This window comes from Flavihumibacter petaseus NBRC 106054, assembly GCF_000974785.1.
Lineage (GTDB): Bacteria > Bacteroidota > Bacteroidia > Chitinophagales > Chitinophagaceae > Flavihumibacter > Flavihumibacter petaseus.
In genome coordinates, this window is the sequence record NZ_BBWV01000002.1 from 1060208 (window position 1) to 1085964 (window position 25757).

Sequence of the window (25757 nt, forward strand, 5' to 3'; positions counted from 1 at the left end):
ATGGTGGCTGCAAAAGTGTAACCGGCAACCTTAAAATCACCTTAAAGCGAATAAATTTCAGCTTAAAGGCAGTTGAATAAGAAAGGTGTTGAGGTGATCATTGGTGGCGGCATAACTGATGGTGCCGCCGTGAAGAGAAATGATTTTTTTTGTCAGTACCAGTCCCAGTCCGAAGCCAATCTTTCCCCGGCTGTTTTCCCCGCGAAAGAAGTGGTCAAAGAGGAACTTCTCTTCCTCGTTTGATAATGTTTTACCCCTGTTCATCACGGCTATGTGTACACTATTGAATTCCCGGCTGTTGAATTGTATTTCCGCCCGGTTGTTGCTGCTGTAGGCGATGCAGTTGCCCAGCAGGTTCTGGAATACCTGCCGGATCAGCATTTCATTGACAGCACCGGTAAGGTTGCCAGGCGGCATGTCTTCGGGGGAATACTGCACGTCGAAATGAAAGCCAGGGTGGATCTTCGTTAGTTCCTCAATCGCGTCGAATGCAATTTCGTCTATTCTTTTCGGCTCCTTCCGGAGGGGTTGCCCGGAATCTGATTTGGAGATCTCCAGCAGTACGTTGATCACATCTGCGAGGGATTTTGTTTTGTCGATCTGCTGATCCAGTGCGTTCCTGGTGATTTCGCCGGTAGCCTGATTTTTGATCACTTCCAGCTCTGATACCAGCACGGCAACCGGCGTTTTCAGCTGGTGCGAAATATGGTGTATGGAATGTTTCTGGAAAGCAAATGCTTCCCGGGTGCGGTCTGCGAGTTCCTGGAACTTTTCGTTGAGGTAGTTGATTTCATGCGTGGTGGTATGCAGAACGGGAATATGTTCCTGCTCACCCACCTGGTAACGACCCAGCAGGTTAGCCAGCCGGTCGATGGGTTTCGAAATTCTGCCGGCGAGGAATAATGAAACCAGCAGGACGGCCAGGGTGATGGCTGCAAAAACAATAAAAAGGATATTGCGGAGATAGGTCAGCTTCAGGTAGCCAAATTTGTCGTAGGCTTTGCTTATTCCGTAGAAGTATTTGCTACCCGATTTGAAATAAATGGCAACCACATCGTACTGGCCGTCTTTTCTTTCGATCCAGTTGTTGTTGATGGAAAGGTTGTTGAGGAGATCATTGGAGTAACTGATCGGCAGGTCATCCAGGCTGGAATAAATGAGCTTCCTGCTGTTGTCAAAGATGAGCAATTTTTCGTCCAGCAGCGAATTCAGGGTCATCCGGTCGATTGCTTCCGCCAGGTCTTTGTCAGTTTTTTCCACTTCTGCAATGAAATGGAGGGTACTGGTGATCTTTTCTTTCTGCCGTTGCTGGAATTCTTCTTCACGATAGGAGGAAAACAGGAGGTAGATGATGAACAGCGCGATGGCGGTCAGCAGGGTGACAGTTGCGGAAAAATATACCAGTATTTTATTCCTGATCTTCATTCAGCTTCGAGGTAGTAGCCGTATCCGACCCTGGTTTTGATCGTGTTTTTGCCGAAAGGTTTGTCAAGTTTGTTCCGAAGGAAGTTTACATAAACCTCAATGGTGTTCGTATTGGTATCAAAGGCGGTACCCCAGATGGCTTTGATCAGTTCCTGCTTGGATACGATTTCTCCTTTTCGTTCGCAGAGCATTTCAAGAACCTGGTATTCCCTGGGGGTTAGTGTCACTTCGCTATCCCGGCGAAAAACCTTTTTGGTTTTAGGATAAATAACGATATCGTCTGCAATGAGTGTTTCATTGTCTTTACCGGATGTTGCACCGGACCTGTACCGCCTGAGCAGTGCCTGTGTGCGGAGGATCAGTTCACGCAGGTAGAAGGGTTTAGTGAGGTAGTCGTCTGCGCCACAGTCGTAGCCTTTCACTTTGTCATCCAGCTCACTAAAAGCGGTGAGGAGGAGAACAGGTGTTTCGGTATTGTGTTTCCTGAAGTCGCGGCATAAATCGAAACCGGTTTTTCCCGGGAGGTTAATGTCCATGATCACGCAGTCGAATTGTTCCCTGCGGAGCATCCTGTCGGCTAGCTGACCGTCGAATACGCCTTCTGCGGGCATGTTTTCTGCACGGAGTGCGTCGATGATGTTCTTGTTCAGAATGGCGTCGTCTTCAATAACCAGGATCCCCATGCGTGCAAGGTATGTTTTTGTTCTGATGCGAAGGTTCCGCCAGGTGCCTGGGCTGATTGCCTGTGCAACAGCAAGGACGTGTATCGAATCCGGACAAAAGTCGTTCGGTTGCGCACGGGGGTGAGCCTGTTATAATATGCAAATCACTGATAGCGAGTTACATGGCGGAATGGCATAGGTTTAGGGGGGATAGGAGAACAAACCCGCGACACATGTTTACCAACTACCTGAAAATTGCATTCCGGAGTACCTGGAAGAACAAATTCCATTCCGCCATATCCATTTCCGGGCTCGTCCTTGGCCTCACCGCGGGGATCCTGATTTTGATATGGTGCCAGGATGAAAGAAGTTATAACCAGGCGTCGGGTGAAACATCCCGGGTTTACAGGGCTATCCCCAATTTTAAATCCGGCGCGGAAGATAAATATTTCCCGACAGTTCCTTCGGCACTGGACTATGTGGCCAAAGATGTTCCGGGAATTGAGTTATCGGGATTGATCATCCGTAACTGGAATGAGATGGTACTGCGGTCAGGTGAAAAGATCTTTTCCGAAAGAAACAGCGCCTTCGTTGACCCGGAATTGTTTGCGATCCTTGGGTTTTCCTTTTCAGCAGGTAATAGGAATTTACCATTCCGCGATAACAGGTCCATTGTGCTGACGGAAGCTTTTGCAAAAAAGTATTTCGGTGATGACAATGCAATCGGAAAGTCTATACTACGCGAAGATCAGAACGAAACTTATACTGTTACCGGTGTGGTAAAGACATTAAAGAATTCTCAGGTTTCATATGATTTTTTTCTCCCCGTATCGATCATCAACCAGTATTTCGGCAATCCCGCAGACCCGAAAAAAGGAATTGATGGCGACTGGCGTAACTATGATTATGAAATGTACATGCGGCTGAAACCCGGGGTTAAGACCAGTATTGTTGCCAGCCAGTTGACAGGATTGCAAAAGGAGAATGTTTCCGACGAAATCACAAAGACCCTTCAGTACTCCCTCCAGCCTTTGGCAGACATCCATTTGTACCAGCCTGATGGTTCGCCCGGGCTCATTACGATCGTCAGGATCTTTACCTGGGTTGCATTTGTCATCCTGTTTATTGCCGCCATCAATTACATTAACCTGTCCACAGCCAGGGCTGCGCAACGGGCCAGGGAGGTAGGTGTGCGCAAAGTGATCGGCGCTGCCAGGCACCAGTTGTTTTTCCAGTTTATCATGGAAACGCTGGTGGTTTTCGTGATCTCCATGGCAATATCACTGCTGCTGATCGCCCTGGTATTTCCGCTATACAATTCCCTTACGGGTAAGGACCTGGTATTTGACCTGTTCGATTTGGCTATATGGAAGGTTTTAGGCGCGAGCATGCTGGTCACCTTGCTGGCTGCTTCCGTTTACCCCGCTATTCTTTTGTCAGCATTCCAGCCGATACAGGCAATCCGCGGTAAATTCTCCATCGGCAGGGGAAACCATTATCTCCGGAAAATATTACAGGTGACACAGTTCGGGTTCTCCGTCGTTTTTATTATCTGCACGATCATCATGGGCAGGCAACTGAATTATGTTCAGACGAAAAACCTGGGGATAAATAAGGATGGCGTGTTCCGGCTGGAACTAAAGAACATGAGGGGTAAATATGACGCTGTCAGGAATGAACTGCTGAAGGAGTCTTCAATTGCGGGGATCTCCGCTGCGGGCCAGGATGTGCTGCAGGTGGGTTCCAATACCACGATGAACGACTGGCCGGGAAAAGACCCGTCACAGTCCCTGCTGATCTTTTCGTTGCCGGTTGAACGTGATTTCCCGGAACTGCTTCAGTTGAAGCTGGCAGAGGGACAAGGTTTCACCGGTACAGCAGCAGATTCAGGATATTTTTTGCTGAATGAGACGGCAATTGCTGCGATGGGATTGAAAGATCCTGTCGGCAAGTCATTCACCCTCTATAATACTAAAGGGACTATTGCGGGGATAGTGAAAGATTTTCACTTCCGCGACATGCATCAGAAAATCGCACCCTGCGTTATTTTCTGGAAACCTGGCTGGGCCGGACAGTTGTACGTAAGGCCGGTGCCGGGAAAAACCACAGCAGCATTAGCGGCGGTAAAAAAGCTCTGGACACAGCATAACCCGGCTAACCCTTTTGAATATAATTTCCTGGATGATAGCTACAACAAATTATACCAGGCCGATCAGCGCATGGGAGAATTGTTTAAGGTGTTTGCCGTAGTTGCCATCCTGATCTCCTGCCTGGGTTTGTTCGGATTGATGGCTTATACCGCACAGCTGAAAACCCGCGAGATCGGGATCCGGAAAGTGCTTGGGGCAAGTGTGGCATCCGTTATTGCTTTGCTCGCGCGGGATTATGTACGCCTGGTATTGCTGGCAATCGTCATTGCGTTTCCGCTGGGCTGGTATGGGATGGATCGCTGGCTGCAGGACTTCGCTTACCGGGTGCCGGTGCGGTGGTGGATATTTCCGCTGGCCGGCGGAAGTGCGTTATTGGTTGCCGTACTCACGATCGGGTTCCAGGCTATCCGGACAGCAGTGTCCAACCCGGTGAAGAGTTTGAGGACGGAGTAGGGTGGTTAGTCGGCTCGCCTGGTGCAAGAGGGCGAATCTTCAATTCAGCCTGCTTTCAATTTAACTTATTGAGCATTTCAAGGAATGGTCCCGGAGGAAAAATCCGTAAATTCTTGCTTTCAAGTTTATACGGTACTGGTGTAAAAACGCCATCGCAGTACCAGAAAATTTCGGGGCTAACAGAGCCTGGTCCCTCCTGGTTCATGCCATGTGTAATGGGGATAAGTTTGTTCATAGCATCAGCGACCTGGAGATTGTTGATGGGATAGATGATTGCTGCATGCCGGTGGGGAAGTGCTACCAGGGCACCATGTTGCCCCAGGAGGTCCTGCCGGGTTTCAAGATCAAAAACAATGTTGGTGACAAAATGATGATCGCCTTGTGCAAACCAGATGTCAAAACCTTCCAGACTTACTTTGGAAATCTCTGTAGTGTAGTTAGCCCTGATGTTATTTTTTCCGATGGAAAACAACACGTCAGCGGGCTGATTCCAGGGCTCAACCTGATCGGGCTTTACGGAACTTACGACATGAGGGGTGTCGAACACCAGGCATGCAAGGAGTTCCCCGGAAAATGGCTGATATACTATATTATCCAATCCGACGGCGCTGAAATAATCCTGGGGATACAACCGGACACCGAGAAAATTGCGGGCTGTTTCCATGGAGGATAACAGGTTGTCAATTTCATCATTCATGGTAGCACCCTCCTTCATTTTTTCAAAATGCTGCCGGATCACTTCGTGGTACTGTTTCCTGCCTTCCTGCTTGCACAGTTGTGCAACGTTGACCAGGCCCAAATGACTGTACCCGAATATTTCCCTGTCTGAAGTAAGGACACCTTCTTCAGCGTTGATGATATATTGAAAGCCCTTAAAATAGCGATCGATTTCATCGAGGAAGTGCTGGTATTCTTTGCCATTAAAAAAGCCTGCCCAGGCAGGCACAGGTATGGACTCTTTTTTTCTTTTGAAAAATGAAAACATTTCGGATGATTGATAAGGTTATGTTGTTGGAAATGTAAAAATAAATATTGAGTATCTTCAGGGAAGTTGGCGATATGCGTTATTTGAGACTGAAAATATTACTCTTCGTATTGAGTGTTGCAGCTGTAACCTTTGCCCAGGAGAGGGCGAAAAGACTGGAGGACATGATGCGCCGCTACCATGAGTATAACATGTTTGACGGTGCTGTATTGGTGGCGCAGCAGGGAAAGGTTGTTTATGAAGGGGCGTTCGGTATGGCCAACCGGGAGTGGAATATTCCGAACAGCACCGACACTAAGTTTATGATCGGTTCAGTGTCCAAACCACTCACGGCAACCCTGGTGCTCATCCAGGTACAGAAAGGCCTGGTTCAACTGGACAGTGCGCTGGAAAAATACCTGCCTGAATTCCGGGGGAAACCCGCGGCAAAGGTTACTGTCCGCCAGTTGCTGAACCACACATCGGGCATTCCGAATTACGACATCATCAAAGACTTTTTTCCGAGGATCAGCCGGCAGCATTACAGCCGGGAAGACTATCTCCGGGTGTTTATGGATTCAGCATTGGCTTTCCCGCCGGGTTCCCGCTACGCTTACAGCAGCTGGGGTTATTTTACGCTGGGTTGCATCATGGAAAGGGTTACGGGAAAATCCTATGCGCAATTGATGAAAGAAGACCTTTTCGATAAGGCCGGCATGAACAATTCCGGATCTTATTTTCATACGCAGATCGTGGCCAGCCGTGCGACAGGGTATGACTACAGTTTCGGGAGTTATACTTCGTCGGATTTCCGCGATCAGTCCAATACCATGGGCACGGGTGATCTTTATTCTACGGTGGATGACCTGTTCAGGTTTCACCTGGCACTGACCAATAATACCCTGTTCAGTAAAGAACTGACCGCTGAAATGTTCCGCCCGGGAATAGATCCGGCCAACTATGGCTTTGGCTGGTTCAATAAGCAGTTCAGGTACTCCCCGGCAGACAGTGCTGCTTCAAATTTTCACCTGGGCATGACGGATGGATTTATTTCGTTTTTCCGGCGGATCCCGGCAGACAACAGCATGGTGGTAATCCTCTGCAACAGTTCCCCGACAGATTTTTTCGGGATCACGACAAACCTGTATAAAGTGCTTTATGGTCAACCGGTAGTATTGAAACAGCCGGTACACAAAAAGATGGAAACCATCATCGGCAGGGAAGGTGCCAGCGCTGCTGTAGCTGCCTGGCCTTTGATGAAAGCCGATACGGCGCATTATTATGCCGACTGGATCTCGATGAATTTTCTTGCGCAGCAATTGTATGATCTGAAGCGTTTTGAAGAGGCAAAGATCATTTCCGAAAACAATGTGAAGGAGTTTGCAGACAAGGATCTCGTACAGGTCACTATGGGCAACATTTACCTGGCACTCGGCCGGAAAGCTGATGCGCGCAGAGCATACGAAACTGCCATAAAAATCAATCCGGGTTACGAAGAAGCCAGGAACCGGTTAAAGGAGCTGCAATGATCGGCTTAGTGGCTGATCAGGGGATCAGCACGGCCCGGCCTTTGATCTTTCCGTTCCGGAGTTTGTCATAGACTTCGACGGCCTGGTCCAGTGGATATTTTTCAATTTCAATATGGATCTTTTTCTGCCTGGCCAGTCCCACTACTTCCATTAGTTCAGTCCGCGAACCCCAGTAGGGATTGGACATATTGACGCCGAAGGGCAATCCCATCATGTTGTAACTGAATTTTCCGCCACCCAGCCCGATGATGGTAAGGTCGCCGTTCAGGGAGACCACTTTGGCGCCGAGTTCGATCGTTGACGTAGCGCCAACGAAATCCAGCACTACTTTGGCTTTTTTGATCCCGGTTATTTTTTTGATCTGCTCCGCGGCATCGCTGTCTTTGGAATTGATCGCATAGGCAGCACCGAGTGAACGGGCGAATTCAAGGCGGTCGGGGGTGATGTCACAGGCGATAACAGTAGCGCCGGTCATCGCCCGGAGGATCTGCAGGGCGACGTGCCCCAATCCACCCACACCGATCACTACCACGAATTCATCGGACATCAGTTTATGCAGGGAGCGTTTGATGGCGGAATAGGGGGTAAGTGCGGCATCCGTCAATGGAGCGGCGATCACGGGATCCAGGTCGTAGATGGGAACCAGCAGCCGGGAGGAAGGCACCAGCAGGTATTCGGCCATGCCGCCGTTCAGGCCGAGACCGCCACCGAAGGCCATCTCGCTCTGGTGATCACAGTAGTTTTCGCTGGACAACTGGCAGGGTTTGCAATGGCCGCAACCCCAGGGGCCATAGACCAGCACGGCGTCGCCTTTTTTATAGCCCTTTACTGCAGGACCCATGGCTTCGATCCAGCCCGCATTTTCATGACCTAATGTGAAAACTACCCCGGAAACTGTGCCTTCGTCAATGATGTGGAGGTCAGAGTGGCAAACGCCGGCGCCGCCGATCTTCAACAATACTTCATCACCAGTAGGAACTGGCTTTTCCTGGTCATTGACTACGCGGACATCTTTGAGGCCGAAAAATCGTACTGCTTTCATAAAAATAAAATTTAGCGCTACCCGTTATTTCCAGAAAGCCTTAAACGTAGAGAGAGGGACTGCAAAGGTACTTCAAACCATGACTGGTTCCACTATGTTTAATTCAACCTTAACCTTATGAGACGTCTCATTTTAATCCTTTCCGTGCTGGCAATCTGTTTTGCTTTCGGCTGTACGAAAACCGAATATCTTCCTTCGGAGATTATTTACCGCGACACAACGATTGTGATACACCATGATACGACGATAGTGTCGGGGCCGTACCAGGTGAGAATTCAACTGCCTGGCCTGGGATGGCAATCAACTGAATATTGGATTCCGGAATCTTTTCGTATTGAGCGCTTTAACATTGATTACTATTCCGGGGTGGATTCCGTCGCATTTTCATTTTCCAATATTCTTGAACCGTTGCCTGGCGCTGGTACTGTTGAATTATTCAATCTTACTGACAATGTTCCTGTCGAAGGAAGTTTGATTAATATTCCTGCGAACAGTGGTCCGACATATTTTCAATCTGCCAATCTGGTTAGGTCTTTCCCTCATAAAGATATCAGTTTGGGATTTCGATTGAGGGCCGCAAAAGATGGAGAACTGATTCAAATGGCGGATGGTGTGCTTTACATATACAGTCATTGAGTCTCTTTCCGAAGGCCCGTATCTCCATTTGCAATTAGGGTGGTCACTAGGCCAATGGCAAAAAACGCCACCACGATTGGCAACACATCTTCACTAAGCAGGCTGCTGATAATAGCACCCAGCCCTGCACCTACAAAAAAGAAAGATGTGCCGTAAAGGGAAGAAGCAAGGCCTGCCGTATTGCCCATGGGCTCCATGGCCAGTGCACTGCTGTTCGGTTCTACTGCAAGGTTGATGCCGAGGAGCAATCCCACGGAGATCACAAAAATATAAAGCTGGGGCGGGCTTCCGAAAGCCAGCGTCCATAGCAACAGGAGTGATGCGACGATGGTATAGGCAACCAGCAGCCAGCGCAGGGTGGGTTTTGACCCAAATCGTGATGCGAGCCGCGAGTTGGTCAGGGTACAAATGGCCATCCAGAGGCCAATGGCGCCGAAGACCCAGGCAAACAGCTTTGGACGATGGTAGATGTCGCTCACAATATGCGCGGAACTGGATACCCATGAACTTAAACCAGTGAACAACATCGTGGTGATCGCAGTATACCGCAGGAAAATCCTGTTGCGGAAAATCTGGCTGACCGACGCAGCGAAATGGGGGAAGTTGAGCGGCTGGCGTTTTTCCCGCGGAAGCGATTCATTCAGCCGCAGTGACCAGGCGAATGCGATTACGGCGAAAAGCGGCGGTGTCAGCATGACCATCCGCCACGACGAAACCTGCATGATGGCCAGTCCCAGGAATGGTGCAAAGACCGGGGTAGACAGGAAGATGGTAAAGATCAGCGACATCATATGGGCCATCTGGTCACCCACATAGCGGTCCCGCACACCCGCAATGGTTGTCATGAATACTGCAGATGCCCCGATACCGGCCACAAATCTCGCAGCGAAGAGTGTTGCCATCGAAGGTGCGTAAGCTGCAGCGATGCCACCCAGAATGTAGAGCGGAAATCCAACCCTGAGAATGGCGAGGCGACCGAAGCGGTCTGACAATGCACCGAAGATCACCTGTGCTACCTGTCCCAGGAAAAAGAACACCACGATATTGGCAGTTGCGGTGGAGTTTGCGGGGAGGTGGAAGTGTTGGCGGATTTCGCCGAATACCGGCAGCATGATATCGATGCCGAGGGCGGTCAGCATCATGGTACAGGCAGAGAGTGCGATAAATTCAGCTTTGCTCATCGGCGCAATTGACTTTCAAATTTATTGGCTGAATAGATATGGCGAAGGTGTTATAACGGACTTTCCCCGGGGGCAGTTTGGACATGCGCGGGATCACCTAATTTTGGGATAGTATGTTCAAAGTGTGGCAGACATATTGCCGGCAGGTTCAGCTCAGTGCGGAAACGGTGGAAAAAGTTTTTGCTGCTGCGCAGCAACGTACCCTTCAGCGCAACGAATTATTATTGCAGGAAGGCCAGGTCTGCCGGTACAAGACTTTTGTGTTGACAGGACTGCTCCGCACTTATGGGCAGGATGCTGACGGCAGTGAGCATATACTGCAATTCTCTCCTGAAAATACCTGGACCGTTGATGCCGAGAGTTATGACAGGCAGGCACCATGTGCATTTAATATTGCCGGGGTGGAACGTTCGGAACTCCTGTTGTGGACAAAAGCAACATTCGATTCGCTGATGAACGAACTGCCTGAGCTGCAAAGCCTTTCACAGCGCCTGATCTCGGGAACCGTCCACAGCAGCCGGCATCGCCTGTTTTCAGCCCTGAGTGACCCTCCCGAAGTGAAATATGAAGCATTTGTCCGCAGCTTTCCCGACCTGCTTAACCGGTTGCCTTTGCATATGATTGCGTCTTACCTGGGTGTTTCCGTGAAGACCCTGACAAGGGTGCGGCAGGCGCAGTGGCATCGCGGGTGAAACAGGGACAAATGTCCCGGTTTATTGCCGGCAGCTATCCCAAATTTGTAGCCATTTCACTTAAAACATTTCATATGCGTGTTTTTGTTACGGGTGCTACCGGATTTGTGGGTTCTGCTGTAGTAAAACAGTTATTGGATGGCGGTCATGAAGTAATTGGACTTGCGCGGTCTGACAGCAGTGCGAAGGCACTTGATGATGCCGGCGCGTTGGTTCATCGTGGTGACATTGATGATCCGGAAAATCTCCGGCTGGGTGTTGCAAAGGCAGATGCCGTGATCCATACGGCATTCAATCATGACTTTTCGCAGTTTAAAGCAAATTGCGAAGCCGATCGCCGGGTGATACTCTCGCTGGGTGAAGCACTTGCCGGGTCAGATCGTCCACTGGTAATCACCTCTGGCGTCGGGTTACTGCATTATGACCATCCTGTTGCGGAATCTGATCAACCATCGTCCTCAGCGATAATTCCCCGTGCGGCAACTGAAGAGGCCGCTAAAGTTGTTGCTGACCGGGGAGTGAATACCTATATTGTCCGCTTACCGCCCAGTGTTCATGGAAAGGGAGATCATGGATTTGTACCCATGGTGATGGCAATGGCAAAAGAAAAGGGCGTGTCAGCTTTTGTGGGTGAGGGCGCAAATCGATGGCCCGCGGTACACCGGTCCGATGCTGCTGCGATCTACCGACGTATTATTGAACTGCAGCCGGCTGAAAAGACTTTCCATGCTGTTGCAGAAGAAGGCATTCCGTTTCGACTGATCGCAGCGGCTATAGGAAAGCAATTGGATTTACCGGCAGAAAGCAGGTCCCCGGAAGCCGCAACAGAACATTTTGGATGGTTTACACATTTTGCCATGATGGATTGTCCTGCAACAGCCAGCCTAAGTCATGAATTGCTTTCCTGGAAACCAACTGAACTTACCCTGCTGGACGACCTGGCAGCAGGAAACTATTCAGACCGTTAATAAACGAATTCGTAACGGATAGTGCCCAGCAGTGGCTCTTCCACTTTAGTCATTAACATGGCACTGATATGTCCCTTGCTGTTATATTCATAGGAGACATTGATCGTTTCATGATCGGTGATGGACCCATCCGTGCTGGTAAATGCGACCTGTGTTAACTGGTTGCCATCTGAGTAGGGAAAATTCACCACGCCGCGGGAATAATAGATGCAGAATTCATATAAGTCCCGCAAGTCTTCTATGTAATGATCTTTTCCGAGCAGGGTAAACATCAGCCTGTCAATCGGGCCGGATTTACCGGAAGTATGGTAAGTAGCTGTGTAATTTTCAAGGCGGTTTTCCAGGGTATTGAAACCGGAGCAGTTTACGAGCCCGGTTCCGGAATATTCGTATTCGTAAGGTTCGCGTTCAATGATCTGGTTGCCGGCGTTATAGACGCTTCTCCGGGATACCTTGTTATGCGTGGTGGTGATTACCGCATTACTTCCTGAAATAGCGTATTGGAAAAATGTCGTGTCTGGTTTGCCCTGTTCGGTTTCCGTGCTGATATATTGGATCCGGTTATTATCATCCCGGTGTATTTCAGCAATGCGGGGTTCGCCATTTGGCCATATCCGCCTGCAGCTGATCAGGTAGCCATCATCGTTCAGCTGGTAGCGGTAATACAGATCATTTGGGCTGGCTGTTAAAAGGTCGTCGCCATAAACCTCGTAAACATGCTGCAGGGTATCCATCAGGAAGGTGAAGTGTATTTCACCACTCTGACCGGGGATGGAGAGTTTAATGGCCTTTGGAAGCAGGTTGTTATTTGTTTCATCGGTTCCGGCCGGGGTCGAATCTTTATGGCAGGAAACAAGGGCCACGCAAAGGAAGCCGAACAGGATCTTTTTCATGGAAGGTTATTAAAAGCTGGTAGCAGAATTAATAGACAAACGTATACCGATCGCTTCTGTTGTTTACACCCTGTTGGGCATTTTGCAGCATGGAAGTGATGTCTCCATTGTCGTCATACTCGTAGGAGAAATTGATTTTCCGGTTATATTCTGTGCTGCTGTTCGGGCCGGTGCTGAATTGGTATTCCAGTTCCTGGATGGGGCTGCCGTCGGAAAGGGCAATGCTGGTCATACCCTCAATACCGAAAACGGAGAACATGTATAGTTTGCGGATCTCTTCAATATAGTAGTCTTTTCCGAGAATTGTTCTCATCAGGAAATCAAGCCGGCCGGATCTGCCGCCGCGGTAATAGCTGACGCGGATATTCTCAAAAACATCAGGTAAGGTATAGTCCGTTGCACACATCACCATGTTGCCTTTCTGGTAAGCGAAAGAATACCCGGTAGTCCGGACAACTTTGTTGTTGGCATCGTAAACGCAACGGGTAGTTCCGGTAGCAGCAGTTGTCCATCCATCGACAGGGTTGTTGGTGGTACGGATTACCGTGCGCCCGTCTTCAACGGAATAGTCAAACCAGGTAGTGGTGCTGAAGCCGTAGGCATCGGTGGATTTGATCGTTTTGATCTGATTGTTGTCGTGCCGCTGGATTTCTACTGTGTTGCGTGTTCCGTTTTCTCCTGGCTGGAAGCATTTAACCAGGAAGCCATCACTATTCAGCTGGTAGCTGTATGCAAGTGCATCGTATAGGGTTGCCGTAGCCGTATCATCCTTGTACAGGCTGAAGCTATTATTGGCCTGGTCGACCATAAAATTGTAAAAATCTGTCTTGTCCGTATTGACCTGAAGATGCTGTATTTGTTGGGGAAGGTCCTGGGAGGTATCCCGCTTTTGAGGTTCGCTGTCGGAGTCTTTTTTACTGCACGCAAACAGGCTGGCGCATAGAAGTAGGGTAAGGAGCTTTTTCACAGGGGTTTAAATTTGCAGCGAATATAATAGCAAACTTTGAAATCTCATAGTGTACCTTTAGTTGCATGGCCTGGAATCCTGAGTTATACAACCAGTTTAAGGAAGAACGTTATCAGCCTTTTCACGACCTGGTTGGGCATATTTACCCCCGTCAGGGAATGAATATCATTGACCTGGGGTGTGGAACGGGAGAGCTTACCCAGCTGCTCGCCGAAAAATTTTCACCGCACAAGATTACCGGAATTGATACCTCTGCCGAAATGCTGGCCAAAGCACCGCGGACCGGGCGGATCGCCTTTGTGAATCGCTCCGTGGAAGCCCAGTTGGAACGGGAGGAGCATTGGGATCTCATATTCGCCAATGCTTCCCTGCAATGGGTCGACGATCACGCGGTCCTCTTCCCAAAAATCATCAGCAAACTCCATAGCGGTGGACAACTTGCTGTACAAATGCCATCGCAGCAGGAAAATCGCCTGAACCAGGTGCTTGATACGCTGGTGCGTGAGTCGCCCTTCCGCGAAGCGTTGCAGGGATGGCGGCGGGATTCCCCGGTACTTGGCCTTGATGCCTATACGCAGTTATTTTTTCAACAGGGTGCGCAGGATGTTGTCATCTACCAGAAAGTTTATCCGCTGCTTGTTCCGGCGGCGGACCGCCTATATGATTTTATCGCCGGGTCTGCGCTTGTTCCTTATATGGAACGCCTTGAAAACCAGCTGCAGGATTTGTTGGAGGCTGCTTTCCGTGAAAGGATCAGGAAGCAATTTAACGGTACGCCGGTGGTATATCCCTTCAAGCGGCTGATCCTTTACGGGAGATTCTGAATCAGTCCATAAAGCAAAGCCGCCCCAACGGTAGTCGGGACGGCTTTTCAATTGGCGCTAATTGCATTATCTCGGGATGTCGAAACGATCAAGGTTCATCACCCTGGTCCAGGCGGCCACAAAATCCTTTACGAATTTTTCTTTCGCATCTGCACTGCCATATACTTCGGCAATCGCCCGCAGTTCGGCATTTGATCCGAATACGAGATCAGCTCTTGTGGCAGTCCATTTTTTATCACCAGTTTTCCGGTCAGTGCCCTGGTATACTTCCCTGCTGTCGTCTGCCGCTTTCCAGGCGGTATTCATGTCAAGCAGGTTGACAAAAAAATCATTGGTAAGCTTTCCGGGCTGTTGGGTGAATACGCCGTGGGATGAACCATCAAAGTTGGTATTCAGTACCCGCAGTCCTCCGAGGAGAACGGTAAGCTCCGGCGCAGAGAGTGTCAGCAATTGCGCTTTATCTACCAACAGGGCTTCTGTTGATACGGGTAGTGTTGTTCTCCTGTAATTCCGGAAGCCGTCAGCCAGCGGTTCCAGGAAGCCGACGGAGTCAACATCGGTTTGTTCCTGAGAAGCGTCCATTCGGCCTGCTGTAAAGGGAACGGTCACTGTAGTTCCGGCATCTTTGGCTGCTTTTTCAACAGCTGCACTTCCGCCCAGCACGATCAGGTCAGCCAGCGAGATTTTCTTACCTCCGGCAGCGCTGTCATTATAAGCCTTCTGAATGCCTTCCAGTACACCAAGCACTTTTTGCAGCTGCGCGGTGTTGTTCACCTGCCAGAATTTCTGCGGTGCAAGTCGGATGCGTGCACCGTTGGCGCCGCCCCGTTTGTCGGACCCGCGGAAGGTCGATGCAGATGCCCATGCAGTGGAAACCAGTTCGGCAATGCTTAGACCGGAAGCAAGGACCTTTTCTTTCAGGGTGGCGATATCGGCAGCATCCACCAGCGGATGGTTCACAGCAGGTATAGGATCCTGCCACAACAGTTCTTCTGCAGGAACATCGGGACCGAGATAACGCGCACGCGGACCCATATCGCGGTGGGTCAGTTTGAACCATGCACGGGCAAAAGCATCTGCGAATGCATCAGGGTCATTCAGGAAGCGGCGGGAGATCTTTTCATAAACCGGATCGAGCCGCAGCGAAAGATCGGTAGTAAGCATCGTCGGGCGGTGCTTTTTATTGTTATCGTAGGCATCCGGAATAATACCCTCTGCATCTTTCGCAACCCATTGGTGGGCACCTGCGGGGCTTTTGGTGAGTTCCCATTCGAAGGCAAACAGGTTCTCAAAAAAGTTATTGCTCCATTTGGTCGGTGTTTTCGTCCAGATCACTTCCAGCCCGCTGGTAATGGTATCAGGTCCTTTACCGGTGCCGTAGCTGTTCTGCCAGCCGAGGCCCTGCAGTTCAATGGAAGCGGCTTCCGGTTCCTTGCCAACGTTTGGGGTTGCCGGGGCAGCACCATGCGTTTTGCCAAAACTATGTCCGCCGGCAATCAGGGCGACAGTTTCTTCGTCGTTCATCGCCATACGCCCGAAGGTGTCACGGATATCCTTAGCCGCAGCGATAGGGTCGGGGTTACCGTCGGGTCCTTCCGGGTTTACATAGATCAGTCCCATCTGCACGGCAGCCAATGGTTTTTCCAGGTTGCGGGCGTGGATCTTGCCATCGGCATCGTCGTCAGAAGATACGACGCCGTGTTCTTTCGGAACGCCGGGTGAGCCGTTGCTGTAGCGGATGTCGCCACCCAGCCAGGTCGTTTCAGCGCCCCAGTATACATCTTCATCAGCTTCCCAGGCGTCTGCACGTCCACCCGCAAAGCCAAATGTCCTGAAGCCCATCGATTCGAGTGCGATATTGCCGGTGAGGATCAGCAGGTCGGCCCAGGAAATATTACGGCCATATTTCTGCTTGATCGGCCATAACAGCCGGCGGGCCTTATCGAGACTGACGTTGTCGGGCCAGCTGTTGAGCGGCGCAAAACGCTGCTGGCCAGAACCCGCCCCACCACGCCCATCGCCTACACGATAGGTCCCCGCGGCGTGCCAGGCCATCCGGATGAACAGGGGACCATAATGGCCGAAGTCAGCCGGCCACCAGTCCTGTGAATCGGTCATCAGGGTGTGAAGATCTTTTTTTACGGCTTCCAGGTCAAGGCTTTTGAAAGCCGCTGCATAGTCGAATGCTTCCCCGAAAGGATTCGATTTGGGGCCATGCTGGCGCAGGATGCCAAGCTTCAACTGGTTCGGCCACCAGTCGCGGTTTCTCGTGCCGCCACCTGCAACAGGTTGCTGGTTCAGGCTTCCATTGTGGAACGGGCACTTGCTGATGTCTTTAGATTCTTTTTCCATTTGAATTATTTATGGCGTTACAGGGCGATAAAATTAGCCTTTTGGGTATATAAGTTTTATCGATTAATTCTATGTTTACATAGTTAAAAACTATCAGGCAGGTTCCCTTGAAGGTACTTTTTTTAATAATTTGTGCCTCATAATCAATAAGCCTGCAGCATGAATCCTAAGGTTGATTTCTTCTTTGACAAAACATCGCAGTGGCAGGCGGAATTCCAGCAGCTCCGGAACATCCTGCTGGATTGCGGCATGATGGAAGAATTGAAATGGGGGGTGCCCTGTTATACTTACAATAACCATAACGTGGTGCTGATGCACGGCTTCAAGGAATACTGTGCCCTGCTGTTTTTTAAAGGAGCGTTGTTGCAGGATCCGGAAGGTATCCTGGTGCACCAGTCTGAAAATGTTCAGTCGCCAAGACAAATCCGTTTCACCAGTGTAAAAGAGATCGTGAAGCTGGAGAAGGTGCTAAAGGTCTACGTGTTTGAGGCGCTTGAAGTAGAGAAGGCGGGATTAAAACTTGCCCCCAAAAAAACATCGGCCTATGCGGTGCCGGAGGAGTTTCAGAAACAGCTGGATAAAAGCAAAACACTGAAGAAGGCGTTTGAAGCACTTACGCCGGGACGTCAAAGGGCATACCTGCTCTACTTTGCATCGGCAAAGCTGGTCAAAACACGGGAAGCAAGGGTGGAAAAATACAAGTCGCAGATCCTGGCAGGTAAAGGGCTGGATGACTAAACGTTGCCTGGTGATCTATTTAATGTCGAATGCCTCTTTGATCTCCCGCAGGGATTCCTGGTTCACAGGATCGCCACTGGCGAGTTTCTGCAATGCACTAATCATTGCCTGCTGTCTCTTTACCAGACTGTTCATCCGGATCATCCATCGCAGCACCATAATGGCCAGCGTCAGAAAACACAGTATTAAAAGTCCGTACGCAGATTCAAAAGTGTTCAGGTCCCCCATCATGACTGTGGTAAACGGGTATTTTTATCATTTATTATGCCAGCCATGCCGGTATTGTCAAAGCGTCTTCAACCAGACAATTTTTTCCGGTAAAACCAGAAGAACCATTACCGTTGCTGTGGCAAAATCTACTCACTGTATTAATATTTACTGGGACGATGACTGGAAGGTGATTGTTAGGTCAATTCCGTAAATTTATTTCAGCAATAGGACGAATGGAAACTATGGAATTGAACAATCACCACCTGATCTGCATGCTGATTGATGATGATTCGGACGACCAGGAAATATTCGCACTTGCACTGAAAGAAGCTGATCCTGCTGCAAAATGTATTTCCGTAAATGATGCTATGGAGGGCCTTCGACTGCTTCGGAGCGGTACGGTTCCAGATATCATTTTCCTCGATGTGAACATGCATAAGATAAATGGATTGGCTTGTCTCCGGGAGATCCGCAAGATCGGGGGACTGGATAAAGTGCGGGTGATCATGACATCTACCGCTGCCGATCCGGCGGTAATCCGGCAGTGTTTTGCACTCGGTGCCGAGAAGTATATGGTTAAACCTCCTGGTTTGGAACCATATGTAAAGGCTTTGCAGGATACCCTTAAGCAGGAGAATATTACATGACAGATATTTCGGGCAATATTTATCAGAGAATGGTCGAGGAAATTGAGGATTATGCGATCATTTTATTGAATTGCGACGGCATTATCCAGAATTGGAACAGAGGTGCACAAAAAATCAAAGGGTACACTGCAACAGAAGCCATTGGCAAAAGCTTTACCATGTTTTACCTGCCCGAAGATCGTGCTTCGGGCTTGCCCCAGGTGTTGCTGCGGCAGGCTGGCGCAGCGGGACGTGCCATTCACGAAGGGTGGCGCCTGAGGAAGGACGGTAAACGTTTTTGGGGAAGCACGACGTTGACTGCCATACATGACAGTTCCGGCACGGTTATCGGGTTTTCAAAAGTTACTCATGATCTTACGGAAAAAAAGATGGCGGATGACCGCATGGCTCATACCGCGTCAGAATTGAGAAAAGCCAACAACAGTCTCCGTAAAAGCGAAGAAAGGTTTCAGCGGATGGTACGCGAAGTACGGGACTACGCCATCATCCTGCTGGATGAAAAAGGAAATATCCTCAATTGGAATGCAGGAGCTGAAAAAATAAAAGGTTATACTGCCTCAGAAGTCATCGGGCTGAATTTCAGAATCTTTTATTTGCCGGCAGACCAGGAGAGGGGGCTCCCGGAGCAATTGATCCATATGGCTGAAAAAGAGGGGCGGGCGGTGCATGAGGGCTGGCGGTTAAGAAAAGACGGAACTGCATTCTGGGGTAGTATCGTCATCACTGCACTTCATAACGAAGAGGGGAGTTTAATCGGATTTTCAAAAGTCACCCGTGATCTGACTGAACGTAAACAGGCTGAAGATAAATTACAGGAATACCTGCTGACACTGGAACAGCAGAATCGTCGCCTGGAACAGTTTGCCTATGTAGCATCCCATGATCTCCAGGAGCCGCTCCGGAAGATCAGGACTTTTACGGACATCATCCGGATTCATCGGGGCAATGGTGAGATGGTGGAAAAGTATTTCGAAAGAATTGATGCTTCCGCCCACCGCATGAGTGAACTGGTTGCGTCTGTTCTTCAGTACAGTCGTTTGGAGATGGCTACTTTCGAGACGGTTGATCTTGATAGGGTGCTTGATCTCGCTAAAGAGGAGCTGGTACTCCCGATAGAAGAACGAAATGCGGTGATTGAGGCGGATACACTTCCCCTGATTTCCGGGATCCCGATACAGTTGCAGCAATTGTTTGTCAATTTGTTGGGCAATGCCATAAAATTTGCAGAAGGCCAGCCTATTATCCGGATCAATGTGGCTGAAGTTCAAAGCAGGGAAATTCCAGGCGCTCCTGCATCCCTGAAGGCAGGCCCTTGCTACGCCATAAGTTTTCGGGACAATGGGATCGGGTTTGATCAGCAATATGCCGGCCAGATCTTTTCCATGTTCCAGCGGTTGCACCCCAAACATGAATATGGCGGAACCGGCATTGGCTTGTCGATCTGTAAACGCATCATGGAGAATCATGGCGGTTTTATCCGCGCTGAAAGCGAAGAAGGCAGCGGATCCACTTTCTGGATCTATTTTCCTTATTCAGACTGACGCGCTTATTTCAGTACTTCTCCGAGGAAAAGCAAAGTATGCTGCCAGGCCCTGCCGGCCATTACCTCATTATAGTCTTTTGATTTCGGATCGGTAAAAGTATGTTTCGAATTTGCGTAGGTGATGATCTGCCAGTCGGCCTTTCCTTCATTCATTTCTTTAATGGTTGCGGCCATTATCTCCGGTGTAACTCCCTGGTCGTCTGCAGGGTTCTCTATCAGCACCTTAGTGTTGATCGGTGAATTAGTGCGGGAGCTATCCTTGCCAAGTCCCCCATGAATTGACACAACACCCCTGACCGGCAGATTCCCTCTTGCTGTTTCCAATGCACCACTGCCCCCGAAGCAATAACCGATAACTGCCAGTTTTTCGGGCCTTGCACCAGCTTTGGTCAGCTGCTCAAGTGCCAGCTGAATGCGGCGCTGGTAGGCGGCATAGTCCTGGCGGTACTTGCCGGCCATCTTTCCCGCAGCCTCGTTGGTGGTGGGTGTATTGCCCTCCCCATAGATGTCGGCTATAAAGGCGATATAACCCTGTTTTTCAAGATCGCCTGCTGCTGTCCGGGCTTCGTCGTCTACACCCTTCCAGGCGGGAAGGATCAGCACGCCGGGCAGATTTTTGCCCGCATTCGAAGTAACCCAGCCATTGAGTTTTTGCGCGCCATCGCTGTAAGAGACGGCTTTGAGGGACTGTGCGCTGAGCAGGTCCATGGAAAGCACGAGGATTGCGAACAGGTATATACGTTTCATTATTGGTTATTGTAGCTAAAAGTTAGCAAAAACCGGGCAGAGTTCACGCCTGAAAGCAGGTGCCGTGACGTATCTTGGTAGCATGACTGAAGCGAGGTATGAAGATAAGGCGCTGGTGGCTGGCATTCTTGCATCCGCCTTTGATCAGAATGCAAGCGTGAATTATATCGTGCCGCAGGATCACCGGCGAAAGGACCGGCTGCTGCAGCTCATGACCTATGCTTTTGACGTGTGCTTCCATTATGGCAAGGTATTGCTGTCTGATGATCACATGGCCTGCGCGCTGATTACATTTCCGGAGCAAAGAAAATTCGGCTGGCGGACAATCACGCAAGACTGGCAACTGGTTAGCAGATGCCTGGGCTGGTCGCGTTTGCAAAGAACACTTTCGAGGGAAAAGGCCATCAAAAAAAAGCAGGAACAATTATCCGGTCAGTTCTGCTACCTCTGGTTTATCGGGGTTAATCCGGAGCAGCAGGGCAGGGGGAATGGTACGGCCTTACTGAAGGAGGTAATGAAGATCGCGGCTGAACAGGATCGGATATTATTGCTGGAGACGTCAGTTGAACAAAATATCCCCTGGTATGAAAGGGCGGGACTGATCGCATATGACCAGCTCGACCTGGGATACAGGTTATATTTCTTTCAACGACTGCCGGAAACGGTTCAGTCATGCATTGGTGGCACCTATTGCGAAAAGAACTCCAGCTCAGCTATGGAGAAGCTGTCATCATTGGCCGCAGCTGCCAGGCATTCCAGGCGCACATAACGGGCATTGGCAGCGGCTGGGAAATTGAACCGGCGGGTAGTGGGATCATTGACCAGGTTGCCAAATGAAAATTCAAGTGGTTGTGACCAGGTGTTGCCATCGTCACTGAATTGCAAGCGGCCTTTTTCCAGCAAGCCCTTCGACGAACCGACAGGTGGTGTGTACGCGAAACCTGACAGTGAATTACCGGCGCCCAGGTCGATCACGATGAAGTGCTGATTGCCTCCGGCAGACAGCCACCAGGTTTTGGGATCATTGTCAAATGCCGCATTGCCGGGATGTTTGTCTGTTTCGCTGTCAACCTTCACCAGTTTCCAGTTTTTGCTGATCAGTCCGAAGCTGCGCCGGGCAACAGCGCCTTTTTCTCCTTTGTTTTTGCCTGTGGAAATCGCGATGGCCCTGATCTCGCCACCGTTGTTCTCAAATGGCTGGCTGAAAAGGCTTGTATTACTACCCGGTTCACTGCCGTCGGTGGTATAACGGATTTCATAATCGCCTGCCAGGTTTTTTGCGGCGTTTTCACCATGCGGTTTCCAGCCGAAAGCCTGCTGTAAAGGTGAAATATTGATAAGGCCATTGCTATTACGCGTGATCCCCAGTTGTGGTGGCCGCGTTTTGTAATAATGTGCAGAAATCTTGCTGATCGCCGGCGTGGCACGGCTTTCCAGGATCCTGATCCGGAACTTTGCTGAAGTAGTTTCAGGAAAACGAAGGATTCTTTTGTAACCGATATTGGTTGCTGCAGCAATCTCTTTCCAGTTATTATCGATCCATGCGTCGAGCGCGTGTTTTGCAACGCGTTCGCTGTAGGAAGTGATGGCTTCCTGGATCACCAGACGGTTGATGGTTACTGGAGTCGCGGTAGTGATCACCATTTCCTGTGGTTTGGATGCCGGCAACAGTTGAAACGTTTTGTCTGAGTTATCCAGCACTGCTGCGGCGCCTTTGGCACCCGCTAAGAGATCTGTACCATAGGTAACACGGATCCGCTCACCAACTTCCTTTAATACACCAACATCTTCCGGAGAGAATTTCCCGTTGCGGTTCGGCGGAATATTGAGCAGGAAGGTAGAGTTGCCCCCGACGGAGCGTTCATAGATGTCAAAGACGTCATCTGCATTCCTGACCTGTTGCAGGCTGTCATCCCGGTAAAACCAGCCTTCGCGGATCGACGTATTTGTTTCCGCCTGCTGGTAGTGGAGGAACTTTCCTTTTTCCAGTTCGGCAAGGCTACCCAGCGACTCCGCTTCGAGGTCCGGAAAATGAATGGCTGTGCGCGGGTCATCTTCGTAGGGAATTACATTCCATTCGGTAGTGCGGGTACGGCCACTTTCATTGCCGCACCACCGGATATCTTCCTTTCCAAAGATCACCGCCTGCGGCGCAAGCGTGCGGATCAGCTTTTTCCAGGCGGTATAATTGTATTGCTGGTTGCCTTTGCGTTTGGGATGCGCGCCATCAAACCATACCTCATCTACGGGGCCGTATTCTGTGAGCAGTTCAAAAAGCTGGTTCAGGAAATATTCGTTGTAGTCATCCACTACAAAATCAAAGGTGTTTTTATTGGCGAATGGTCTTCCGGGAACAGACCGGGGTATGGTTCGCTTTGTATAGCTGCTCCCGTTGCCGTACAGGCCTTTTTCATTTTCGATCTGGAAAAGATCAGCGGGGGAAAGATAAATGCCCAGGCGCAGTCCGGATTTACGGCAGGAAGCTGACAGGTCTTTGATGATATCTCCCTTGCCCTTTTGGAACCCGGTGGACATAATGCCGTGATCAGTATAGCGGCTTTGCCAGAGAACAAAACCGTCGTGATGTTTGGCGGTCAGGATAACCATTTTCATGCCTGCAGCTTTCATGGCAGCACACCATTGGTCCGTGTCCAGTTCTTTCAGATCAAAAATGTGCGGGTCTTCCTTTCCCGTTCCCCATTCCATCCGGGTAAAGGAATTGGGGCCAAAATGTATAAAGGCGATGAACTCTTTTTTAAGCGCTGCATATTGGTTTGCTGTAGGAACCACATGTACCGCTTTGGCAATGATCTGTTCCGGGCTGTCTCCTGGTTCAATGGCGATGGTATTCGCGTTGGCTATTGATCGTTTGCCGGATGATGATGCAGGCGATTGGGCGGAAAGCTGCAGGGCAGCGGCAAGGCAGGTCAGCAGGCAGAAGGATTTGATCATGACAAAGATTAGTATGACAATGGGCGCTAAAATTCCCGATTTGCGTGAAGCCCAACTTCCTGAAAAAGTCCAATTTCTGCTTTAAATTACCCCTTATACCAGCTATTGTCACTTATGAAATGGATCACCCGTGAACGTCCCAAAATTGACCGGATTGCCTGCCCATGGCTGATCAGGAAGTTTATTGATCCGCAGGCAGAGTTTCTCTACGTGCCCTTCCGGGAAGTGCTGGCGATGGCGGATCAGCTGGGTGCTATCCCGTTTGATGTTCCGGATGTGAAGTTTTCGCATAAAGGAGCATATTGCACGTTTGATGCACTGGTTAAGGAATACCGGATCGAAGATCCTGCCGTTGATACAATGGCAGTGATCATACGGGGGGCAGACACAGACCGCCACGACCTTGCTCCGCAAGCGAGTGGTCTCTGGGCGATATCCGCAGGGCTGGCTCAGCATTTCACCAACGACCACGAGTTGCTTGAAAAAGGGATGTTGCTGTACGATGCCCTGTACGCCTGGGCCAAATACCTGCAGCATGAAAAACATACCGGCCAGCCTTTCGAAAACCTGCTGGTGAATGTATTCAACAGTCATCTGAAGGGGAAAAGAATTCCCGCATGGGCAAAGGAGCTTAAAGAAATGATCCAGGACCATATCGATACCAACCTCACGTTAAAGGAAATTTCACGTGGATTGGATATCAGTCCCTCATATTTATCACGAGAGTTCTCCAAATACTTCAACGATCTTTCGTTCGGAGAATATATCCGGCAGCAACGGATAGAAAAAGCAAAGGAACTGATGCGAAACGGAACATATTCCCTTACTGACATTGCATACCTGACCGGGTTCTCGGACCAGAGCCATTTTACGCGGATCTTTCAGCGGCATACCGGTGAAACGCCATCTGCCTACCGGAAAAAGATTCCACGCGAGAAATGAGCCCGGAAGTGCAATTTTATACAAGTAGTGAACAGGCGTACAATTCCCGCGCTGCAAGCCGGCGTAGTATTGCCAAATGAATAATGGCAACACCCTGGTGCCCGCTTACAGTCTTCGGCAACTTGCGGGTTATTTCCTGAAACTTGGAACTGTGGGATTTGGCGGCCCGGTGGCACTGGTCGGTTATATGCACCGTGACCTCGTAGAACAACGTAAATGGATGACCGAAGAGGATTACAGGGAGGGACTTGCACTGGCACAGCTGGCGCCGGGCCCGCTGGCTGCCCAGCTGGCAATCTATCTTGGTTTCGTACATTATCGTTATTGGGGAGCAACACTGGCAGGCATCGCCTTCGTGATCCCGTCATTCCTGATGGTCCTGACTATCGGATACATTTATGTGCAGGCCGGTGGAATTCCCTGGATGCAGGCAATCTTTTACGGGATTGGTGCTGCGGTGATCGGTATCATCGCGGTGAGCAGTTACAAGCTGACCCGGAAAAGCCTGGGCAGCAATAAGCTGCTCTGGCTTTTTTTCCTGGTGCTGGCGGTGTCTACCTATCTGACCGAGTCCGAAAATCTCTGGCTGATCCTGGCTGCAGGTGCGATCAACCTGCTGGTGGTAGCGCCGCCGGGATGGCCTGGAAGGAAGCAGTATTATTACTACCCGGTATTGTTGCTGCAGATCGGGGTTGCAGCTGCACCAGACAAACTCATGCAGATCGCCTGGTATTTTTTTAAAGCGGGAGCTTTCGTATTTGGGAGCGGTCTGGCGATCGTGCCTTTTCTCTATGGTGGGGTAGTGAAGGAGTTCGGCTGGCTGAATGAACAGCAGTTTTTGGATGCCGTTGCGGTGGCGATGATCACACCGGGTCCGGTTGTGATCACTGTCGGATTTATCGGTTACCTGGTAGCAGGTTTTCCCGGTGCGACAGTAGCTGCTTTGGCGACTTTTCTACCCTGCTACCTGTTTACGATTCTCCCGGCCCCCTGGTTTTCGCGTTATGGAAAGCACCCTTCCATCAAGGCATTCGTTGACGGGGTGACCGCAGCAGCAGTCGGTGCAATTGGCGGGGCGGTGCTGGTACTGGCCAAAAGGCAATTGACGGATATTACCACGATCATTCTTGCAGTATTGACTATCTTGGTGTTGCTGCGTTTTAAAAAGATCCCCGAACCATACCTCATCCTGGCCGCGGCAGTCAGCGGCCTGCTGATCAAGACTTTCTTATAACCAGTA

General features: G+C 50.0%; 23 protein-coding genes. 12 read left to right on the forward strand and 11 right to left on the reverse strand.

The genetic code is table 11. The features are described 5' to 3' along the window. Nucleotides 1-57 precede the first annotated feature (57 nt). Both FPE01S_RS14645 and FPE01S_RS14650 read right to left on the reverse strand, forming a co-directional pair. Nucleotides 58-1425: a sensor histidine kinase gene (locus tag FPE01S_RS14645; RefSeq protein WP_046369663.1), complete on the reverse strand. Its 1368-nt coding sequence runs from the start codon at nucleotides 1423-1425 to the stop codon at nucleotides 58-60. Further along, on the reverse strand, nucleotides 1422-2108 hold the full coding sequence (locus tag FPE01S_RS14650) for a response regulator transcription factor (RefSeq protein ID WP_046369664.1): 687 nt from the start codon (nucleotides 2106-2108) through the stop codon (nucleotides 1422-1424). Before FPE01S_RS14650 ends, FPE01S_RS14645 begins: the two co-directional genes overlap by 4 nt. 212 nt (nucleotides 2109-2320) lie before the next feature. On the opposite strand from FPE01S_RS14650, the gene FPE01S_RS14655 reads away from it, so the two are divergent. Further along, a complete protein-coding gene (locus FPE01S_RS14655) occupies nucleotides 2321-4690 on the forward strand; it encodes an ABC transporter permease (RefSeq protein WP_046369665.1) in 2370 nt (789 codons plus the stop codon). A gap of 55 nt (nucleotides 4691-4745) precedes the next feature. Here the strand turns inward: FPE01S_RS14655 and FPE01S_RS14660 are convergent, their stop codons facing one another. Then, nucleotides 4746-5675 (reverse strand): hypothetical protein, encoded by a 930-nt coding sequence (locus tag FPE01S_RS14660; protein ID WP_046369666.1) that lies wholly within the window; start codon nucleotides 5673-5675, stop codon nucleotides 4746-4748. Nucleotides 5676-5749: 74 nt separating this feature from the next. Here FPE01S_RS14660 and FPE01S_RS14665 point away from each other — a divergent pair, with 74 nt between their 5' ends. Continuing rightward, the gene (locus FPE01S_RS14665) at nucleotides 5750-7183 is read left to right on the forward strand and encodes a serine hydrolase domain-containing protein (protein ID WP_046369667.1); all 1434 of its coding nucleotides are present in this window, start codon (nucleotides 5750-5752) and stop codon (nucleotides 7181-7183) included. Between the two features lie 16 nt (nucleotides 7184-7199). Here the strand turns inward: FPE01S_RS14665 and FPE01S_RS14670 are convergent, their stop codons facing one another. Further along, nucleotides 7200-8225 carry an NAD(P)-dependent alcohol dehydrogenase gene (locus tag FPE01S_RS14670; protein WP_046369668.1) on the reverse strand — a complete coding sequence of 342 codons (1026 nt, stop codon included), beginning with the start codon at nucleotides 8223-8225 and terminating at the stop codon, nucleotides 7200-7202. A gap of 117 nt (nucleotides 8226-8342) precedes the next feature. Here FPE01S_RS14670 and FPE01S_RS14675 point away from each other — a divergent pair, with 117 nt between their 5' ends. Beyond that, nucleotides 8343-8861 carry a hypothetical protein gene (locus tag FPE01S_RS14675; RefSeq protein ID WP_046369669.1) on the forward strand — a complete coding sequence of 173 codons (519 nt, stop codon included), beginning with the start codon at nucleotides 8343-8345 and terminating at the stop codon, nucleotides 8859-8861. Here FPE01S_RS14675 and FPE01S_RS14680 read toward each other — a convergent pair. Beyond that, entirely contained in the window at nucleotides 8855-10042 is a 1188-nt protein-coding gene (locus FPE01S_RS14680) for an MFS transporter (protein ID WP_046369670.1), read from the reverse strand. The genes FPE01S_RS14675 and FPE01S_RS14680 overlap by 7 nt on opposite strands. A gap of 113 nt (nucleotides 10043-10155) precedes the next feature. On the opposite strand from FPE01S_RS14680, the gene FPE01S_RS14685 reads away from it, so the two are divergent. Beyond that, nucleotides 10156-10734, forward strand: a complete 579-nt coding sequence (locus FPE01S_RS14685) for a Crp/Fnr family transcriptional regulator (RefSeq protein ID WP_046369671.1) — start codon at nucleotides 10156-10158, stop codon at nucleotides 10732-10734. Between the two features lie 74 nt (nucleotides 10735-10808). Next, a complete protein-coding gene (locus FPE01S_RS14690; protein WP_046369932.1) occupies nucleotides 10809-11702 on the forward strand; it encodes an SDR family oxidoreductase in 894 nt (297 codons plus the stop codon). Here the strand turns inward: FPE01S_RS14690 and FPE01S_RS14695 are convergent. Beyond that, the gene (locus FPE01S_RS14695) at nucleotides 11699-12595 is read right to left on the reverse strand and encodes a hypothetical protein (protein ID WP_046369672.1); all 897 of its coding nucleotides are present in this window, start codon (nucleotides 12593-12595) and stop codon (nucleotides 11699-11701) included. The two genes, FPE01S_RS14690 and FPE01S_RS14695, sit on opposite strands and share 4 nt — an antisense overlap. A 28-nt stretch (nucleotides 12596-12623) precedes the next feature. Beyond that, nucleotides 12624-13562, reverse strand: a complete 939-nt coding sequence (locus FPE01S_RS14700) for a hypothetical protein (RefSeq protein ID WP_046369673.1) — start codon at nucleotides 13560-13562, stop codon at nucleotides 12624-12626. 65 nt (nucleotides 13563-13627) lie between these two features. Between FPE01S_RS14700 and FPE01S_RS14705 the strand changes: the two genes are divergently transcribed. After that, the gene (locus tag FPE01S_RS14705; protein WP_046369674.1) at nucleotides 13628-14386 is read left to right on the forward strand and encodes a methyltransferase domain-containing protein; all 759 of its coding nucleotides are present in this window, start codon (nucleotides 13628-13630) and stop codon (nucleotides 14384-14386) included. A 66-nt stretch (nucleotides 14387-14452) separates the two neighbouring features. Here the strand turns inward: FPE01S_RS14705 and katG are convergent, their stop codons facing one another. Beyond that, nucleotides 14453-16738 carry a catalase/peroxidase HPI gene (gene katG, locus FPE01S_RS14710; protein ID WP_046369675.1) on the reverse strand — a complete coding sequence of 762 codons (2286 nt, stop codon included), beginning with the start codon at nucleotides 16736-16738 and terminating at the stop codon, nucleotides 14453-14455. A 159-nt stretch (nucleotides 16739-16897) separates the two neighbouring features. On the opposite strand from katG, the gene FPE01S_RS14715 reads away from it, so the two are divergent. Beyond that, nucleotides 16898-17476 carry a YdeI/OmpD-associated family protein gene (locus FPE01S_RS14715; RefSeq protein WP_046369676.1) on the forward strand — a complete coding sequence of 193 codons (579 nt, stop codon included), beginning with the start codon at nucleotides 16898-16900 and terminating at the stop codon, nucleotides 17474-17476. 15 nt (nucleotides 17477-17491) lie between these two features. Here FPE01S_RS14715 and FPE01S_RS14720 read toward each other — a convergent pair whose 3' ends face one another. After that, nucleotides 17492-17707, reverse strand: coding sequence for a hypothetical protein (locus FPE01S_RS14720; RefSeq protein WP_046369677.1), 216 nt, complete (start codon nucleotides 17705-17707; stop codon nucleotides 17492-17494). A gap of 221 nt (nucleotides 17708-17928) precedes the next feature. Between FPE01S_RS14720 and FPE01S_RS14725 the strand changes: the two genes are divergently transcribed. Both FPE01S_RS14725 and FPE01S_RS14730 read left to right on the forward strand, forming a co-directional pair. Continuing rightward, a complete protein-coding gene (locus FPE01S_RS14725; protein WP_046369933.1) occupies nucleotides 17929-18333 on the forward strand; it encodes a response regulator in 405 nt (134 codons plus the stop codon). Then, nucleotides 18330-19874, forward strand: coding sequence for a PAS domain-containing sensor histidine kinase (locus FPE01S_RS14730; RefSeq protein WP_046369678.1), 1545 nt, complete (start codon nucleotides 18330-18332; stop codon nucleotides 19872-19874). Before FPE01S_RS14725 ends, FPE01S_RS14730 begins: the two co-directional genes overlap by 4 nt. 5 nt (nucleotides 19875-19879) lie before the next feature. Here FPE01S_RS14730 and FPE01S_RS14735 read toward each other — a convergent pair whose 3' ends face one another. Beyond that, the gene (locus FPE01S_RS14735; protein WP_046369679.1) at nucleotides 19880-20623 is read right to left on the reverse strand and encodes a dienelactone hydrolase family protein; all 744 of its coding nucleotides are present in this window, start codon (nucleotides 20621-20623) and stop codon (nucleotides 19880-19882) included. An 82-nt stretch (nucleotides 20624-20705) separates the two neighbouring features. On the opposite strand from FPE01S_RS14735, the gene FPE01S_RS14740 reads away from it, so the two are divergent. Then, the gene (locus FPE01S_RS14740; RefSeq protein ID WP_052955812.1) at nucleotides 20706-21392 is read left to right on the forward strand and encodes a GNAT family N-acetyltransferase; all 687 of its coding nucleotides are present in this window, start codon (nucleotides 20706-20708) and stop codon (nucleotides 21390-21392) included. Here FPE01S_RS14740 and FPE01S_RS14745 read toward each other — a convergent pair. Beyond that, entirely contained in the window at nucleotides 21311-23575 is a 2265-nt protein-coding gene (locus FPE01S_RS14745; protein ID WP_046369680.1) for an alpha-L-fucosidase, read from the reverse strand. The genes FPE01S_RS14740 and FPE01S_RS14745 overlap by 82 nt on opposite strands. Before the next feature lie 114 nt (nucleotides 23576-23689). Between FPE01S_RS14745 and FPE01S_RS14750 the strand changes: the two genes are divergently transcribed. Both FPE01S_RS14750 and FPE01S_RS14755 read left to right on the forward strand, forming a co-directional pair. Beyond that, nucleotides 23690-24517: a chromate resistance protein ChrB domain-containing protein gene (locus FPE01S_RS14750; protein ID WP_046369681.1), complete on the forward strand. Its 828-nt coding sequence runs from the start codon at nucleotides 23690-23692 to the stop codon at nucleotides 24515-24517. A 76-nt stretch (nucleotides 24518-24593) separates the two neighbouring features. Further along, nucleotides 24594-25751, forward strand: a complete 1158-nt coding sequence (locus FPE01S_RS14755) for a chromate transporter (RefSeq protein WP_046369682.1) — start codon at nucleotides 24594-24596, stop codon at nucleotides 25749-25751. The last annotated feature ends 6 nt before the right edge of the window (nucleotides 25752-25757 follow it).